A 16,788-nucleotide genomic window follows, 5' to 3' on the forward strand; every position below is an offset into this window, starting at 1 on the left:
CCCAACGCGCCCCTTCCATAGCGTCAACAGGCCCTCATGAAGCTGCTCGTCTACGGCATCAATTTCGCACCGGAACTGACCGGCATCGGCAAGTACACCGGGGAGATGGTGGCTTGGCTCGCGGCGCGCGGCCACGAAGTGCGGGTGGTGACCGCTCCGCCCTACTACCCCGACTGGCAAGTGCGGGCGGGCCACCACGCCGGGCGCTACGTCCGGCACGAATGGCAGGGCGCCCAGGTCTTTCGCACGCCGTTGTGGGTGCCGCGCAAGGTGACGGGTGCGAAGCGCTTGCTGCACCTGGCAAGCTTCGCCGCCAGCAGCGTGCCGGCCCTGCTCGCCCAATGGCACTGGAAGCCGGACGTGGTGTGGGTCACGGAGCCGCCGATGTTCTGCACGCCGGCGGCCCTGGCTTTTGCACGCCTGCGCTCGGCCAGGTCCTGGCTGCACATCCAGGACTACGAGGTGGACGCCGCCTTCGAGCTCGGGCTGCTCAAGGGCGCGCGCACGCGCGCCTTCGTGGCGGCGGCCGAACGCTGGCTGATGCGCCGCTTCGACCGCGTCTCGACCATCTCGCAACGCATGCTCGAGCGCGCACGCAGCAAGGGCACCGAGGACGCGCGGCTGGTCTCGCTGCCCAACTGGGCCGACGTCTCGGCGATCCAGCCGCTGCAAGGCGTGAGCCCCTACCGCGCCGAACTCGGCATTCGCCCCGACGCGGTGGTGGCGCTCTACTCGGGCAACATGGGCGCCAAGCAGGGCCTGGAGCTGCTGGCCGACATGGCCTTGATGCTCAAGGACCAGCCCGGCCTGGAGTTCGTCTTCTGCGGCAACGGCGCCGGTCGCGCCGCGCTGATGAAACGCTGCGAGTCGCTCGCCAACGTGCGCTTCCTCGACCTGCAGCCGGTCGAGCGGCTCGGCGACTTTCTCGGCCTGGCCGACATCCATTTGCTGCCCCAGCGTGCCGATGCGGCGGACCTGGTGATGCCCTCCAAGCTGACCGGCATGCTCAGCAGCGGCAGGCCGGTTGTCGCCGGTGCACGCCCCGAGACCGAGCTCGGCAAGGTGACGGCCGAATGCGGGATCGCCGTGCCGCCGGACGACGTCAGGTCCTTTGCAGACGCTGTGCTGGCGCTGGCATCGCAGCCCGAACGCCGGCGCGAGCTGGGGCTGAAGGCGCGTGCCGTGGCCGAAGCGCGCTTCGACCGCGATGCCGTGCTGGCGCAGTTCGAGCGCGACCTGCTGGCCTGCGTTGCGAAGCGCTGAGAGGAGCGCCCGCTCCAAAAAAAGAACCGGGCCTCGGCCCGGTTCTTTTTTGCTCACTGCTCTTCGGGCAGGATGCTCTCGTAGTTGTAGCTGGTGTAGCGATAGCGCCCGTACTTGTAGGGTGCGAAGGTGCGCCGGCCCAGGTCCATCGCATTGAGCAGCACGCCCGTGGCGGCCTTGCCGCTCATGGCGAGCCGTCGGGTGCTTTCCTTCAGCTCACCCATGGTCGACTGGTCGGCGCGCGCCACCAGCAGCACCGTGCCCACGTGGGCCGCCACGGTGGACGTGTCGGCAGCCACCAGCACCGGCGGCGTGTCGATGACGACGAGGTCGTACTGCTCGGACAGGCGCTCCAGCATGGTCTTGAACGAGTCCGACACCAGCAGCTCCGCCGGGTTCGGCGGCAGTTGGCCCGTGGCAAGGAAGTCGAGGTTGGGCACGACCTGGCGGTGCACGGTCTGCTGCACCGTCAGGCTGCCGGCGATCAGCTCGGACAAGCCGCCGTGGCGCTGCAGGCCGAAGTACTGGTGCGTGTGGCCGCGGCGCAGGTCGGCGTCGATCAGCAGCGTGCGCTTGCCGGCCGCGGCCATGAGGGCGGCGAAGTTGGCCGTCACGAAGCTCTTGCCGACACCAGGCGTGGGGCCGCTGATCAGCACCCGGTTGTTGGGTGACTCCAGCATCGCGAACTGCATCGCGGTGCGCAGGCTGCGCAGGCTCTCGACTGCCGGGTCGTCTGGGTTCTCGATCGCCAGCAGGCGCACGCCGGTGGCGCCACTGAGCCGGCGCTTGGCAATGGCAGCCTGCGAGGGGCTCAGCGGAATGGTCGAGAAGACGGGCAGGCCGGTGTCGGCTTCGACCTCGTGCGGATCGCGCAGCCGCTGCTCGACGAAGGAGCTGCGGATGAAGGCCGCGACGATGCCGAGGAACAACCCGAGCGCCAGCGCGGCGGCCATGATCACCTTGCGGTTCGGCTTGACGGGCTGCGTGGGCACCACCGCCTCGTCCAGCACGCGCACGTTGCCGACCTTGCCCTCCTTCACCAGGCGCAGTTGCAGCGCATTGTTGAGCAGCGACTGGTAGAGCTCGGTGTTCACCTTGACGTCGCGCTCCATGCGCACCGCCTCCTGCTGGATCGCCGGCAGGCCCTTGATGCGTTCCTGAATGCTGCCCATGTCGGATTTCAGCGCAGCAATCTGGGTGTCCAGCGTCTGCACCGCGGGGTGCGCGGAAGTGAAGCGCGACTCCAGCTCGCGCCGGCGCTGCTGGGCATCCAGCAGCTTGGTCTGCCGGTCGACCGACTGGCCCAGGATCAGCGCGGCTTCCTCGCTGAAGGCCACCGTGCCCTTCTGGTTGCGGTAGCGGTTGTAGACCTCCTCCGAAGCCTCCAGCTGCTTCTTGAACAGGGGCAGCTGGACGTCGAGGAAGGCCAGGGTCTTCTGCGCCTCCGCGGCCTTGCGTTCGACGTTCTGCTGGACGTACTGGTCGCCCACGGCATTGAGCACGCGCGTCAGCTTGAAGGGGTCGGTGTCCTGCAGCGATACGTTGACGATGCCGGAGTTCTTGCCACGCTCCTGGAGGACAAGGCTGGACTGCAATCCGATCGTGGTCGGCAGCTTCGCGTAGCGGTACAGGTTGAACAGCGCGCCCGGCTTGCCGGCCAGTTGGTCGACGTGCAGCGTGATCGGGCCCTCCGGCGTGTCGGCCTTCAGTGTCGTGCCGACGGTGCCCTTGAGCTGCTGCATGCCTGGGTAGTCCAGGGTGTACTGATTGTTCGCTGCGGCAGTCACGGTGAACAGGCCGCCTTCCATGATGGTCGGCACGTCGAACTGCGAGACGAGGATGCGCTCGGTCCCGGACACATAGCCCTCCAGCCAGAGGAAGCCCGGGTCAGACAGGCCGTTGGCGCGGCGCGCCAGCCAGCCGCCGATGTAGGGCACATAGCGCGGCCCGGAGGAGATGTACAGCTTCGTGGCCTCGACCGCCTGGCCCGCGATCATGCGCGAGCGGATGATCTCGATCTCGGCGCTTGCAGGCGTCTTCACGTCGATCAGGCCACCCGCCTCGGCCAGGATGCCCTTGCCACCGGGCTCCGTGTCCTCGACCTGGATCACCATGTTGGATTCGTACACCGGGCGCTCGAGGAAGGCGTAGCTCGCGCCGATGACGAACACGACGAGCGTGATCGCCGCGATCAGCCACTTGTTCGAGACCAGGACCTCGATGTAGCGCCCGAGGTCGAGGTCTTCCTCGTCCGCCGCGCTCGGAGGGGAGGGATTCGTTTTGGTAATGATTGAGGAAGTCATCAACTGGATACTCTTGAGATGCGTTGGGCCCACTGCCTGGCGCCGGATTCGATGAGCTGGAGCGAATGCTCGAAGATGCTGCGATCCTCGCGGTAAGGATCAGGCACATCCTCGTCGCTGAACTCGCAGAGACGGAACACCTTGCCGGCAGCGAAGAGATAGCGCTCCTGGACCGCACGGCGTTGCTCGCGGTCCATCACCAGGATCAGGTCGGCGCGCTGGCACAGCTCCAGGCTGAGCTGCTGCGCCCGGTGCCCGCCGATATCGATGCCGCGCGCGTCCAGCAATTCGCGCGCGGTCGGGTCCGCAGGCTTGCCTACCAGCGCCTGCAGCCCGGCCGAACCGACCTTCACGTCGGGCAGATCGGCCGCCATCACGGCTTCCGCCATCGGACTGCGGCAGATGTTGCCCGTGCACACGACGAGGACGTTCTGGATGGCCACTATCTGCCGCTCCCGGTGGTGCTGCGCGAGCCCAGATCGCGATAGGAGGTCGCGGTCGTGGCTGTCGGAAGGATCAGGCTCAGCACGCGGTTCCACTGGACCAGCGGCACCGGATCGACGTAGACCACGTCCTTGGGCCTGAGGGCGAAGCCGTCCGCCATGGCGATCGCCGTTGGCGTGCGGGCGTCGAGGTGGAAGATCGACAGGCCATTGGTCTCGTTGCGAATCACGTAGATCTGGCGCGGATTGGCGGTCCCGAGGTTGACGCCGCCGACTTCGGTCAGCGCGTCGTTGAGGCTGAGCCGGCCGTTGCGCATCATCACGCCGGTCTGCACGTTCACCTCACCCATGACGGTGACCTTGCGTTCATCACGGCTGCGCACCATCACCAGGTCGCCCGACCGCAGCGGAATGCTGGTCGGAGCGATGCCGGCCTCGGCCATGGACATCAGGTCGAGGGTGACGGTCTTGCCGTCGCGCGTCAGGGTCACCGCAGAGCGGTCGCCGTTCCCCGAGAACCCGCCCGCGCGGTTGATCGCCTCGGCCAGGGTCATGGGAATGTCGGTGAAAATCTGCAGGCCGGGCGTGCGGACCTCACCTTCGATATAGGCCCGCTTGCTGCGGAAGGCATTCACGCGCACGCTGAGCTGCGGGTTCTTGAACACCCGCGACAGCCTGTTGATGAGCGTTTGCTCCAGCTCCTGGACCGTCATGCCCTCGGCCTTGATCTGGCCCACGTAGGGGAAGCTCATGTGGCCCGTGTTGGACACGATGAAGCCGGGCGCCGGCGACACGCTCGCCTGATCGGCCACCGTGGTCGCAGGGATTCCGCTGAACACGATCTCCGGGTGGTCATAGACCACGATGCTCACCACGTCGCCGGGACCGATCTTGTAGACCGGGGGCTCACCCACCAGCGCCCGCACTTCGGGCGGCACGTTGTTGCCGACAGCGGCGCGCTGTGCCTGGATCAGCTGGGGTGTGATCTCGGTGATGGCGCCGGGCGGTGGCGGATCGATCTCCGCGGTTGAAAAGCCCGAAGGCGAAACAGCCTGGGCACCATCGTTGCCCGCCGAGCGAAAGCCGGGCGCCAGCGGCGCGCAAGCCTGTAACAGCAGCCCAGCCGAGGCGAACAAAGTGGCAAGTAGTAGGAAACGTTTCAAACCCAACTCCGCGTCAAGACCCTGAATGAATACTTTTGCAAACAGTTACGACTGTACATCAGCAACGCGCTAGGCTCAAATTCTTTCTTGGCCTAGAGCGTCCGGCAGGTTAAACGGCTGCGGCGCCGGATGGGGTAAGCAAGCTCCTACACGGCGCAATTTCAAGCGGGAATTAGTTCTCCAGCTATCAAAAAGATAGCGGAAAAATTTACCGGACTCAGCCGATCAGGGGGTTTCGATTTGCGCAGCACGCTTCCAGGCAGCAGATGCCTGGTCGGCGTCGTCACGAGCTTCGGCGAGTTCTGCCAGGGCCTGCCAGGCACGTCGGTGCAAAGCGGGATCTTGTAACGCCAGGCCCGCATGGGTGAGCAGTTGTTGCGCTTTGCCCCAGAGCTGGCGTTTCATGCAGGCCATGCCGGCGAGGTACTGCAGATTGGCATCGCGCGGGTTGTTCCGCTGTGCCGCCTCGATGCGCGCCAGCCAGTCGGCATCGACCGAGTCGAGACCGGCTTCCAGCGCTCGCACCAGCTTCACGCGCAAGGACTCGTTCAGGCTGCGAGGCTGCTCGACCATGCGCTCCCAGATCGGCAGCAGCCAGGCGCGCGCGAGCGTGAGGTCGCCGCGCAGCGCCACCATGCGCTGCGCCGCATGGATCGCGACTTCAGGCATCTCGCGCTCCCCACCCTCGAGCTCGTTCCACGCCCGCAGCAACTGCGTGGGGTCGTGCGCGCCCGAGAGCAGCTCCGTCGCCAGGCCGCGCACGATGCTCTGCGCGGCGGCATCGGAGAAGGCGCGATGCTTGGCCAGAAGACGCGCGGTCTCGAGCGCTTCCTGCGTGCGCCCGTCCTGGCGCGCCGCCTTGAGCCGCAGGCGCAGGGCGAGCGTGCGGCGCTGCGCACCCTGCGGAAGTTCCTCCAGCCGGGCCAGCGCGGCAGGCGCGTCGCGATCGTCGAGCGCCCAGCGGGCTGCGCGCAACTGCACGCCTTCGCGCGTCTCGGGGCTGGCCAGCACGGCGCGGTCTGCGCTCTCGTTGAGCGCCTGCTGCAGGTGCGCATCGCGCGCGGCACGGTCCTGCAGGGCGTGCGCGCTCTCCGCGGCGAGCAGGTGCGACAGCACGCGGATCTGCTGCGCCTGGGGCAGCCTTGCATCGAGCGCGGCCAATGCCCGCTCCTGCAAGAGCGCCGCTTGCGCCGCCTTGCGCGAGCGCGAGAAGCGGCCGGCCAGCTGTTGCGCGAGGGCGTCGAGCAGTGCCGCATGCAGCGAGCGCTCCTTCTGTTGCAGCCGCCATTGACGCGCCTGCCGCGGCAGGGAGAACAGCGCCGACAGCGCGCGCAAGGCCACGTGCAACAGCCCGAAGGCCACAAGCAGGATCAGCAGCGTGAGGTTGAGCGAGAGGTCGACCCGCCACGGCGGCCAGAAGACGGTGACCGTGCCCTGGTTGTTGCCGGCGAACAGCGCCACCGCCGCCGCGATGCCGAACAAGGCCAGGAGCCACAGGGCTGCGCGCATGCCGGAAGCCTATCGTCCGGCCGCGGCCGTGGTGAGCGCCGCCAGCGTTTCGTCGATGCGCGGCGGCTCGCTGGTCTTGATCTGGGCCTGCAGCTGCTGCAACAGCGTGGCAGCCGCCTGCACGCGGCGCGAGGCCGGATCGAAGTAGCGGCTGAGGGAGGCCGAAACGGTGGCCAGTTCATTGCGGGCGGTGTCGAACTGTCGGGACAGCAGGGCCAGGCGCGCGTTGAGCAGTTGCAGCTTCAGGTTCTCGCGCAGGAAGAAGGTCTGGTCGGGCGACAGCAGCACGGCCTCGGGGCGGTCGATGCGGCCCACGCGCAGCAGGGAGCGCGCCTCGTTGCGCACCGTCAGCAGCGCACGTTGCCACCAGGGCGCATCAGCCGGCATCGGCTCGGCCGTCCACGGGTTGAGGCCAGCGCCGCGCGTGGCCACCGCGTTGAGGGGCGGCAGGTCGTCCACCATGCGCACCAGGTCGTCGAGCTTGCGCAGCGTCTCGCCGCTCTCGGCCGTGGCACTGGACTGCAGACGCTCGATGTCGCGCTGCATCGCGCGCTGCAGGGGCGCCAGCCGCGGCTGGGCGGCGCGCGCGATGCGCAGGTCGCCGGCCTTGAGTGCGGCCAGCAACGGCTGCACGTTGCCCGTGACCTCCGCCTGCTGGAGCGCCAGGCGGACGGCGGCTTCGATGTCGACCACCAGGTTCTCGTCGCGCGAGCGCGAGAGGCTCTGCATCAGCTCCTCGAGCTGTGAACGCTGCAGCGCCACCTCCGCAACCCGGGTTTCGTTGAGTGCCAGCCGCGCCGCCGTGTCTCGCACCGTCTCCTGCGCCTGGCGGGCCAAAGTGCGGGCTTCCATGGACTGCGCCATGGCGTCGGCGCTCTGCCGGGCCAGTTGCTCCTGCATCCCGCTGACCTTCTGCCAGAGAACCAGCACCGCCACCAGTGCCAGCACCGCGCCCCCGGCCAGGAGGCCGAGGAGGATCTTCGAGAGCGTGGCTGCCGGCAGCGGCGCGGTCTGCAGGTGCGTCGGTACGGGCGCGCGCGCAGCCGGTTCCTGCAGGGTTTCGTTCAAGACCGAGGCGTCGCTCATGCGAAGGATTCTATCGACGCGACCAGCGCGCCCGGCGCCGGGGAAGAGACGCGCACCGCCCCGAAACCCGCGTCCCGCGCGGCTTCCGCGATGCGAGGGTGGGTGGCGACCGCACGGGCGGACGCCCATGCCGTACCGGGCATCGCGGCGCGCAGACGGGCGATGGCCTCCGCGCTGCTGAAGAGCCAGATCGCCTCGCCGCGCGCACCCTCCGCGGCCAGTGCACGCGCGGCCTCGTCGAACGGCGCCGCGACACGGCGATAGGCGACCACGACGTCGCAGACGGCGCCGGCCGCGGCGATTTCGCGCGACAGCCAGGCGCGTCCGGCCGGCTGCCCCACCGCATCGCCGCCGCGCACGATCAGCACGCGTGCGCCCGGGCCCACCTGCGCATGCACCTTGGCCCACAGCGCCTCTGAATCGAACTGCCCGGCGTCCGCTCCCGGCGAGTCGATTGCGGAGGCCGCAACGCCGGCCTGCAGCAGCGCGCGCACGGTGCCGGGGCCGGTGGCCCAGCAGCGTGAACGCAAGCCGGCGGCGATGACGCCGGCGCTGTCGAAGAAGTGCTCGACGGCTGCGGCGCTCACGAACATCAGGGCCGCGTAGTCGCCGAGGCGCTGCAGCGCCGCCTGGAGATCTTTCCGATCGGCCACTGGGGCGATCCCGATCAGGGGCAGGGCCTGCGCGTCCAGCCCGGCGGCGCGCAGGGCGTCGACCCACCGCGCCGCCTCGCGCGCGGGGCGCGTGACGATCACTCTGGGCGCAGGCATCTCATTCAGTGCGCGCCCGCCTCGCGCAGCAGGCGAGCGGCCCCGTCGCCGAGCGCGACGGCCTGCGCAGGATCGGTGACCTCGGCCTGCGCGTGGACCCGGACCAGCTGCGCGGCGCCCTCGGGATCGCCCCAGGCCGCATCGATGCGCAGCAGGCCGTCTTCCTGCCAGCGCGCGTGGGCGGCCAGCGGCATCGAGCAGCTGCCGCCCATGGCCCGGCTGACGGCGCGCTCGGCTGCAGTGGCGAGCTGGTCGCGCAGGCTGGCGAGCGGCGCCAGCAGGGATAGCAGGTCGCTGCGGTCGGCCCGCACCTCGATGCCCAGCGCGCCCTGTCCCGCGGCCGGCAGCATGGCCTCGGGTTCGAAGACGGCGCAGATGCGGTGCTCCAAGCCAAGCCGCTTGAGGCCGGCGGCCGCCAGCACGATGGCGTCGTACTGCCCTTCGTCGAGCTTTCGCAGCCGGGTGTCGAGATTGCCGCGCAGGGGCTCGATGCGAAGATCGGGCCGCAGCGCGCGCAGCAGCACCACGCGCCGCAGGCTCGAGGTGCCGACCACGGCACCCTGCGGCAGGGCCTCGAACGACGCGTAGTGCGGCGACACCAGCGCATCGCGCGGGTCCTCGCGCTCCAACACGCAGGCCAGCACGAAGCCCTCGGGCAGATCCATGGGCACGTCCTTGAGCGAGTGCACCGCGATGTCGGCACGCCCTTCTTCGAGCGCCAGCTCCAGTTCCTTCACGAACAGGCCCTTGCCGCCGACCTTGGCGAGCGAGCGATCGAGGATCTGGTCGCCACGAGTCGTCATGCCGAGCAGGCTCACCGCGTGACCTCGCTGGCGGAGCAGAAACTGCACATGCTCGGCCTGCCAGAGGGCCAGGCGGCTTTCGCGCGTGGCGATAACGATGTTGCTCAAGGGGAGCCGTTTCCGTTGCTGTGGGGGACGGTTGGAATGCTAGCATTGTTGCAACGCAGCAACGCAGCGCCGACCCGGTCGAACGAGGAGATGTCCCGAATGAAAAGCAGCCCTACCGCCGCTCCCAGCACGAAGCGCCGCGACAGCGATGAACAAGCCCTGATCGACGACATCCGCCTGCTCGGGCGCATCCTCGGCGACGTGATCCGCGAGCAGGAGGGCGAGGAAGCCTTCGCGCTGGTGGAGAAGATCCGCACGTTGTCCGTCTCCTTTCGGCGCGATGCCGACCATGCAGCCGACCGCGCGCTCAAGAACCTCCTCAAGGGACTGAGCGCGGCCGAGACGGTGCGCGTGATCCGGGCCTTCACCTACTTCAGCCACTTGGCAAATCTGGCCGAGGACCGGCACCAGATCCGCCGCCGCACCGAGGCCGAACGCACGGGCGACAGCGCCCCCGGCAGCCTGGAGATGGCGCTCGCGCGCATCCGCAAGGCGGGCATCACGCCGGCAGCGGTGGTGGAATCGCTGGCACACAGCTACGTTTCGCCGGTGCTCACTGCCCATCCGACTGAAGTGCAGCGCAAGAGCATCCTCGATGCCGAGCGTGCGATCGCGCAGCTGCTGACCGAGCGCGACGACATCAAGTTGCGCCAGCAGTGCTTCGCCGGTACCCGGGACATGCTGACGCCGATCGCCCTGGCCGAGAACGAGAGCCGCATGCGCGCGCGCGTGCTCCAGCTCTGGCAGACGCGTCTGCTGCGCTTCTCCAAGCTCACCGTTGGCGACGAGATCGAGAACGCGCTGAGCTACTACGAGGCCACGTTCCTGCGCGAGATCCCGCGCGTCTACGCCGAGCTCGAGAGGGCCCTGGGCCGCAGCGACATCGCGCCTTTCCTGCGCATGGGCCAGTGGATCGGCGGCGACCGCGACGGCAATCCCAACGTGACGGCCGAGAGCCTGGAGTACGCCATGCGCCGCCAGGCCGAGCTGGCGCTGCGCTACTACCTGACCGAGGTGCACTATCTCGGCGGCGAGCTGTCGTTGTCTGCCACGCTGGTGGACGTGTCGGTAGAGATGCAGGCGCTGGCAGAGCGCTCGCCCGACCACAGCGAGCACCGGCAGGACGAACCCTACCGCCGCGCGCTGACCGGCATCTATTCGCGCCTGGCGGCGACGCTGCGCGAACTCAGCGGCGGCGAGGCGGCCCGCCATGCGGTGGCGCCGCAGAACCCCTATCCCCATGCCGAGGAATTCCTGGCAGACCTGCGCACCATCGAGGAATCCCTGCTCGACAAGCATGGCGCGGCGCTGGTGGGCCAGCGCCTCGGGCCGCTGATCCGCGCAGTCGAGGTGTTCGGGTTCCATCTCGCAACGGTGGACCTGCGCCAGAGCTCGGACAAGCACGAGGCCGTGGTGGCCGAGCTGCTGGCCACCGCGCGCATCGAGCCCGACTACCCGGCGCTGGCCGAAGAAGCGAAGCAAGCGCTCCTCTTGCGCCTGCTGGACGACGCGCGTCCGCTGCGCGTGCCCGATGCCGGCTACTCGCCGCTTGCCCAGAGCGAGCTCGCGATCTTCGCGGCCGCGCGCAGGGTGCGCGCGCGCTACGGCGCGGCGGCGATTCGCCACTACATCATCAGCCACACCGAGACGGTGAGCGACCTGCTCGAGGCGCTGTTGCTGCAGAAGGAAGTCGGCCTTCTGCGCGGCACGCTGAGCAATGGCGCCGCCCCCCAGCTCGGCAATGCCACCTGCGACCTGATCGTCGTGCCGCTGTTCGAGACCATCGAGGACCTGCGCAATGCCGCGCCCATCGTGCGCGCCTTCTATGGCCTGCCGGGCATTCAGGCCCTGGTCGCGCGCTCGGGCGCCGAGCAGGACGTGATGCTGGGCTACAGCGACAGCAACAAGGACGGCGGCATCTTCACCAGCAACTGGGAGCTCTACCGCGCCGGCACTGCGCTCGTGGCGCTTTTCGACGAGCTGAACAAGAAGGCCGGGACCTCCATCCGACTGCGCATGTTCCACGGCCGCGGCGGCACGGTGGGGCGCGGTGGCGGCCCGAGCTACCAGGCCATCCTGGCGCAGCCGCCCGGCACGGTGCGCGGCCAGATCCGCCTGACCGAACAAGGCGAGGTGATCGGCTCCAAGTACGCCAATCGCGAGATCGGGCGGCGCAATCTCGAGACGCTGGTCGCCGCCACGCTCGAGGCCACGCTGCTGCCCTCGGCGAAGGCGGCGCCGGCGGCCTTCCTCGCCGCTGCCGACGAGCTGTCGGCAGCCAGCATGGCGGCGTATCGCAAGCTGGTCTACGAGACGCCGGGCTTCGGCGACTACTTCTTCAGCGCCACGCCGATCCGGGAGATCGCCGAGCTCAACATCGGTTCCCGGCCGGCCTCGCGCAATCCGAGCCGCCGGATCGAGGACCTGCGCGCCGTGCCCTGGAGCTTCAGCTGGGGGCAGTGCCGGCTCACGCTACCGGGCTGGTACGGCTTCGGCTCGGCGATCGAACGGTTCCTGGGTGCTGCGGGCAGCGCGGCGGGGCGCAAGGAACGACAGGCTCTGCTGCAGCGCATGGTTGCGCAGTGGCCCTTTTTCAGCACCTTGCTTTCGAACATGGACATGGTGCTGGCCAAGAGCGACCTCGCCCTGGCCACGCGCTACGCCGAGCTGGTGGAGGATCGCAAGTTGCGCCAGAAGGTGTTCTCGATGATCGAGGCCGAATGGCACCGCACCTCCGACGCATTGGCGCTGATCACCGGCGCGAAGCAGCGGCTGGAAGGTAACGTCGAAATGCAGCGTTCGATCCGCCACCGCTTCCCCTATATCGATCCGCTGCACCACCTCCAGGTGGAACTGATGCGCCGCTGGCGCGCCGGCCAGCAGGACGACGAGCGCCTGCAGCGCGGCATCCACATGTCGATCAACGGGGTGGCGGCGGGCCTGCGCAACACGGGCTGATCGAGCTGAAGTTGCCGGGTCCGCCGCACAATGGGCGACTGACATGGACAGCCTAGACCTCCTCAAGACATTCCGCGAAGTCGCCGCCTACGGCAGCTTCTCCCGTGCGGCCACCCGCCTCGACATGTCCAAGGCCACAGTGAGCAAGTACGTGGCAGAGCTCGAAAGCCGCTTCGGCGTGCGCCTGCTCAACCGCTCGACGCGTTCCGTCAGCCTCACGGACGCTGGCGCGCTGCTGCTCGAGCGCAGCAAGCCGGTGATGGAGATGGTGGAGCTCACCCAGGCCGAACTGCAGGAGCATGCGAGCCAGCCGCGGGGCCGGTTGCGCATCTCGGCGCCGCACGGCATGGGCCAGGGCGACCTGCCCAAGCTCCTGGCGCAGTTCATGGGCTACTACCCGGAAGTCAGCCTCAGCCTTCACCTGAGCAACCGCCAAGTCGACATGGCCGAGGAAGCAATCGACCTCGCGCTGCGTGTTGGTCCCATCGAGGACGACAACCTCATCGTGCGCAAGCTGACGCAGCTGAAACTGGTGGTGTGCGCCTCGCCGCATTACTGGAAGAAGCGCGGCACGCCGGCGAATCCGGCCGACCTGACGCAACACGAAACGCTGACGCACTCCCGGCTCGGCACCCATCCGCACTGGCGCTTCGAGGTCGGCGGCCAGGCGCTGGACGTGCCGGTCAAGAGCCGAATGGACGCCTCCGAGGCAGGGCCGCTGATCGAGGCGGCGCTGATGGGCTTCGGCGTTCTCTACCTGCCGGCCCTCCTGGTACAGACCCACATGGACCAGGGCGAGCTGGTTCCGGTGCTGCAGGACTGCGTGCGCAACGACATGTGGCTGTCCGCCGCCTACCTGCAGCGACGCCACAACAGTGCAGCCCTGCGCGCGCTGCTGGACTTCCTGCAGACTCGCTTCGAGCAGAAATACTCATCGGGCAAGCGCCTGATGCCTTGAAGGACTCTCGCGTCATCGGTCGGCGCTGCGCATCAAGGTCGACCGCGGATGCAGCAGGCAGATGCGGGTCAGCGGCACTGTTGAGCGATCACCTTGTCTAGAAAAGGGAGGCTGTCATCGCGAGGGAGGCGGCGGCGCGCGACTGCGCGACGGATCCACCTTGCGCCGACGCCAGCAGTGCCTCCGGACTACCCGCCTTCACCAGCGCCCCCACGCGCACGCCCAACAGGCGCAGCGGCCGATCCAGCGGCACGCGCTTGAGGCAGCGCCCGGCAGCTTGCCGGATGGTTTTTGCGTCCGAGGTGAACTGCTCGACGGTCTGGTCGCGCGTCGCGATCTTGAAGTCGTCATAGCGCAGCTTGATCCCGATGGTCTTGCCCACATAGCCCTTGCGTTGCAGATCTTCCGCCACCTTGCCGCAGAGGTGCGTGAAGATGGCGCCCAGCTCGGCCCGGTCGCGCACCGCGTGCAGGTCACGCTCGAACGTCGTCTCGCGGCTCATCGACACCGGCTCGCTCTCGGTCACCACGGGCCGCTCGTCGCGCCCCCAGGCCACCTCGTGCATCCACGCGCCGGTGGCCTTGCCGAAGTTCTGGATCAGCCAATCGCGGTCGCGGGCCGCGAGTTCGCCAATGGTGCGAATGCCGAAGCGCTGCAGCTTCTCGTCGGCCTTGGGCCCGATGCCGTTGACCTTCCGACAGGGCAGCGGCCAGATGCGCGGCTGCAGGTCATGGTCGTAGACCACCGAGACGCCATTCGGCTTCTCGAACTCGCTCGCCATCTTGGCCAGCAGCTTGTTGGGGGCGACGCCGATGGAACAGGTGAGCCCGGTGGCTTCGAGGATCGAGCGCTGGATGAGGCGGGCGAGCACGCGGCCGCCCTCCCGTTGGCCGCCAGGCACCTCGGTGAAGTCGATGTACACCTCGTCGACGCCTCGGTCTTCCATCACCGGCGCGATTTCGGTGATCACCTTCTTGAACATGCGCGAATAGCGGCGGTACTCGTCGAAATCGACCGGCAGGATGATGGCCTGCGGGCATAGCTTCGCCGCCTTCATCAGGCCCATCGCGGAGCCGACACCGAAGGGCCGAGCGGGATAGGTCGCGGTGGTGATCACGCCTCGACCCACATAGTCCCTGAGCAGCGGGAACGCCTCGATGGGGATATCGGCCAGGGTGCTGCCTTGCGGCAGCTCGCGGATGGCTTCATCCACCTTGCGCCGGCCGCCTCCGATCACGACCGGGAGCCCCTTGAGCTGCGGGTAGCGCAGCAGTTCTACCGAGGCATAGAACGCATCCATGTCGAGGTGGGCGATGCGGCGGATAGGAGCGGTGGTCACGCGCTGGATTCTGAACGTTCGGGTGCGGGCACTGGTGCGCTGGGGGCATCGATGCCATCATCGGGCCCATGCAAATCGTAGCCACCATGTTCTGGCGCCGGCTCGACCTGCCCGGCCATGATGCCTGCCGCCTCGAGAAGCACAGCGACGGATGGCAGCTCGACGGCGCGGCCGTCTTCCGCAGCGAGAACGGCCAGCCCGCCCGTCTGGACTACCGCGTGCATTGCGACAAGGCATGGCATGCCAAGTGGGGACGCGTACGTGGTTGGGTCGGCAGCCTCCCGGTGGACTTCGCAATCGCGCGAGCCGCCAACGGCGAATGGTCCCTGAACGACCAGCGGATGCCGGACCTGGCGCACTGCACGGATCTGGACCTGGGCTTCACTCCCGCCACCAACCTCCTGCCCTTGCGCCGCCTGAATCTCCAGGTCGGCGAGAGCGCCGAGGCGCCGGCCGCCTGGCTCGACCTCGACGACGAAGGCCTCAGTGCGCTGGCGCAGCACTACGAACGTCGCAGCGAGATCGAGTACTGGTACCAGTCCCCGCGCTTCGACTACGAGGGCCTGCTGCTGACCACGCCCGACGGCTTCGTCACGCACTACCCGACGCTCTGGCAGCCCGAGGACTGAGAGCCCTCGCCTCAGGTGGTCAGGGAAGGGGCGGGCTCGGACTCGCAACGCTTGCTGCGTCCTACAGGCGGGCGGGGTCGGCGCCATCTCGCGTCAATGCATCGGCGGATGCATTCTTGCTCCAATTTTTTAAGCGCATGGCTGACGCTGCAAGTCCTCGAACCGTGCCTCTTGCCAACGGGCTCGTCTATGTGGATGCCGGTATGCCTGGGTTCACGCGTGTGCGGCATGGCAGCAGCTTTCGCTATCGCGATGCGAAGGGCAGCTGGTTGCGCGACGCGGATGAGCTTTCCCGTATCAGGCAGTTGGCCATTCCACCCGCGTATACAGACGTCTGGATTTGTCCGCTGCCCAATGGCCATCTGCAAGCCACGGGAATCGATGCGCGGGGCCGCAAACAGTACCGCTACCACGCCGAATGGCGCCTGCTGAAGGACGAGACCAAGTTCGAACGACTGGAGCTTTTCGGGCGCGCGTTGCCGAAAATCCGCGCGCGGGTGGCGCGCGACCTTCTAGCAGGTGCGAGGGAGCCGCTGCCGGGACGCGCTACAGTGCTGGCCACGCTGGTGCGTTTGCTCGACGTTACCTTCCTGCGGGTCGGCAATGAGGAATACGCAAACAGCAATCGCTCGTATGGCCTCACGACCCTGCGCAACCGGCACGTGGATGTTCGCGGTAGCCTGCTCAAGCTACGCTTTCGCGGCAAAAGTGGCGTGCTGCACGAGGCCCGGGTCGACGATCCACGGGTAGCGCGCGTGATTCGGGGGTGCCAGCAGCTGCCGGGCCAGGAGCTGTTTCAGTATCAGGGCTCCGACGGCGAAGTCCACAGCGTGTCCTCCTCTGACGTCAACGAGTATCTGCGAGAGGCAGCGGGAGAAAATTTCACCGCGAAAGATTTCCGAACCTGGCATGGAACAGTGCAAGCACTTGAACTCACGCGCCTTGCCTGCAGCGGCGAATCGGGTGAATCAGTCAACTCACGCCTCAGCGCCAAGGAAATTCTCGGCGCGGTAGCGCGGCAACTGGGCAACACGCCAGCGGTTTGCAAGAAGGCCTATATTCATCCGGCTGTGCTGACGCTCGGCGCCAAGCTGGCCGCCGACTCCGGGGCAATGACCGAGATCTGGAAGGAACTCGCAAACGCACCTCAAAGTGCGCGCCGGCTTCACTCAGCGGAGGCACGGTTGCTTGCCTTCCTGCGGCGACACCGCCTGGAGGCACGGCGCGCCCAGAGGGCTATATCGGCGAATCAAGGAGCCAAGGGCGCTCGCGCGGTACGTCGAAGTGCGTTGACTGGCCAATAGCGGGAACAAGGACGAATGGTGTGGTGGCGCGGGGTAGGCCGATGCTTGGGTAGATGGTGGAGGTGGTGGGGAGGGGGGTGGCTAAAAGGCAAAAAGCCCAACCATTGCTGGCTGGGCTTTTTGTGGCTGTAAGAGCCTGACGATGACCTACT

At 67.9% G+C, this 16,788-nt stretch carries 13 protein-coding genes; 5 read left to right on the forward strand and 8 right to left on the reverse strand.

The window, feature by feature from the left end:
- Positions 1-36 precede the first annotated feature (36 nt).
- Complete coding sequence (locus ACMGEZ_RS19245; protein ID WP_436823871.1) at positions 37-1,263, forward strand: glycosyltransferase WbuB; 1,227 nt, start codon at positions 37-39, stop codon at positions 1,261-1,263.
- A 53-nt stretch (positions 1,264-1,316) separates the two neighbouring features.
- Here the strand turns inward: ACMGEZ_RS19245 and ACMGEZ_RS19250 are convergent, their stop codons facing one another.
- The 7 genes from ACMGEZ_RS19250 to hemC form a co-directional block, all read right to left on the reverse strand.
- On the reverse strand, positions 1,317-3,566 hold the full coding sequence (locus ACMGEZ_RS19250) for a polysaccharide biosynthesis tyrosine autokinase (RefSeq protein WP_436823872.1): 2,250 nt from the start codon (positions 3,564-3,566) through the stop codon (positions 1,317-1,319).
- Entirely contained in the window at positions 3,566-4,003 is a 438-nt protein-coding gene (locus tag ACMGEZ_RS19255; protein WP_436823890.1) for a low molecular weight protein-tyrosine-phosphatase, read from the reverse strand. The genes ACMGEZ_RS19250 and ACMGEZ_RS19255 overlap by 1 nt, the downstream gene beginning before the upstream one ends.
- A 5-nt stretch (positions 4,004-4,008) precedes the next feature.
- A complete protein-coding gene (locus tag ACMGEZ_RS19260) occupies positions 4,009-5,145 on the reverse strand; it encodes a polysaccharide biosynthesis/export family protein (RefSeq protein WP_436823873.1) in 1,137 nt (378 codons plus the stop codon).
- A 252-nt stretch (positions 5,146-5,397) separates the two neighbouring features.
- On the reverse strand, positions 5,398-6,681 hold the full coding sequence (locus tag ACMGEZ_RS19265; RefSeq protein ID WP_436823874.1) for a heme biosynthesis HemY N-terminal domain-containing protein: 1,284 nt from the start codon (positions 6,679-6,681) through the stop codon (positions 5,398-5,400).
- A 9-nt stretch (positions 6,682-6,690) separates the two neighbouring features.
- Positions 6,691-7,767 (reverse strand): uroporphyrinogen-III C-methyltransferase, encoded by a 1,077-nt coding sequence (locus ACMGEZ_RS19270; RefSeq protein WP_436823875.1) that lies wholly within the window; start codon positions 7,765-7,767, stop codon positions 6,691-6,693.
- The gene (locus ACMGEZ_RS19275; protein ID WP_436823876.1) at positions 7,764-8,537 is read right to left on the reverse strand and encodes a uroporphyrinogen-III synthase; all 774 of its coding nucleotides are present in this window, start codon (positions 8,535-8,537) and stop codon (positions 7,764-7,766) included. The genes ACMGEZ_RS19270 and ACMGEZ_RS19275 overlap by 4 nt, the downstream gene beginning before the upstream one ends.
- Positions 8,538-8,542: 5 nt before the next feature.
- Entirely contained in the window at positions 8,543-9,448 is a 906-nt protein-coding gene (gene hemC, locus ACMGEZ_RS19280) for a hydroxymethylbilane synthase (protein WP_436823877.1), read from the reverse strand.
- 99 nt (positions 9,449-9,547) lie between these two features.
- Here hemC and ppc point away from each other — a divergent pair, with 99 nt between their 5' ends.
- Entirely contained in the window at positions 9,548-12,406 is a 2,859-nt protein-coding gene (gene ppc, locus ACMGEZ_RS19285; RefSeq protein ID WP_436823878.1) for a phosphoenolpyruvate carboxylase, read from the forward strand.
- 43 nt (positions 12,407-12,449) lie between these two features.
- On the forward strand, positions 12,450-13,364 hold the full coding sequence (locus ACMGEZ_RS19290) for a LysR family transcriptional regulator (RefSeq protein WP_436823879.1): 915 nt from the start codon (positions 12,450-12,452) through the stop codon (positions 13,362-13,364).
- 97 nt (positions 13,365-13,461) lie between these two features.
- On the opposite strand, the gene ACMGEZ_RS19295 is transcribed toward ACMGEZ_RS19290, so the two are convergent.
- Entirely contained in the window at positions 13,462-14,664 is a 1,203-nt protein-coding gene (locus ACMGEZ_RS19295; RefSeq protein WP_436823891.1) for a Y-family DNA polymerase, read from the reverse strand.
- A 107-nt stretch (positions 14,665-14,771) separates the two neighbouring features.
- Here ACMGEZ_RS19295 and ACMGEZ_RS19300 point away from each other — a divergent pair, with 107 nt between their 5' ends.
- Both ACMGEZ_RS19300 and ACMGEZ_RS19305 read left to right on the forward strand, forming a co-directional pair.
- Positions 14,772-15,332 carry a putative glycolipid-binding domain-containing protein gene (locus ACMGEZ_RS19300; RefSeq protein ID WP_436823880.1) on the forward strand — a complete coding sequence of 187 codons (561 nt, stop codon included), beginning with the start codon at positions 14,772-14,774 and terminating at the stop codon, positions 15,330-15,332.
- Between the two features lie 137 nt (positions 15,333-15,469).
- On the forward strand, positions 15,470-16,636 hold the full coding sequence (locus tag ACMGEZ_RS19305; protein ID WP_436823892.1) for a DNA topoisomerase IB: 1,167 nt from the start codon (positions 15,470-15,472) through the stop codon (positions 16,634-16,636).
- The last annotated feature ends 152 nt before the right edge of the window (positions 16,637-16,788 follow it).

This window comes from Variovorax stachyos (assembly GCF_051400855.1).
Classification (GTDB): Bacteria; Pseudomonadota; Gammaproteobacteria; order Burkholderiales; family Burkholderiaceae_C; genus Variovorax.

Coding starts and splice junctions, on each gene's coding strand:
- ACMGEZ_RS19245 (WP_436823871.1), top strand. CDS start 37: ATGAAGCTGCTCGTCTACGGCATCAATTTCGCACCGGAACTGACCGGC.
- ACMGEZ_RS19250 (WP_436823872.1), bottom strand. CDS start 3,566: ATGACTTCCTCAATCATTACCAAAACGAATCCCTCCCCTCCGAGCGCG.
- ACMGEZ_RS19265 (WP_436823874.1), bottom strand. CDS start 6,681: ATGCGCGCAGCCCTGTGGCTCCTGGCCTTGTTCGGCATCGCGGCGGCG.
- ACMGEZ_RS19270 (WP_436823875.1), bottom strand. CDS start 7,767: ATGAGCGACGCCTCGGTCTTGAACGAAACCCTGCAGGAACCGGCTGCG.
- ACMGEZ_RS19275 (WP_436823876.1), bottom strand. CDS start 8,537: ATGCCTGCGCCCAGAGTGATCGTCACGCGCCCCGCGCGCGAGGCGGCG.
- ppc (WP_436823878.1), top strand. CDS start 9,548: ATGAAAAGCAGCCCTACCGCCGCTCCCAGCACGAAGCGCCGCGACAGC.
- ACMGEZ_RS19290 (WP_436823879.1), top strand. CDS start 12,450: ATGGACAGCCTAGACCTCCTCAAGACATTCCGCGAAGTCGCCGCCTAC.
- ACMGEZ_RS19295 (WP_436823891.1), bottom strand. CDS start 14,664: ATGGATGCGTTCTATGCCTCGGTAGAACTGCTGCGCTACCCGCAGCTC.
- ACMGEZ_RS19300 (WP_436823880.1), top strand. CDS start 14,772: ATGCAAATCGTAGCCACCATGTTCTGGCGCCGGCTCGACCTGCCCGGC.
- ACMGEZ_RS19305 (WP_436823892.1), top strand. CDS start 15,470: ATGGCTGACGCTGCAAGTCCTCGAACCGTGCCTCTTGCCAACGGGCTC.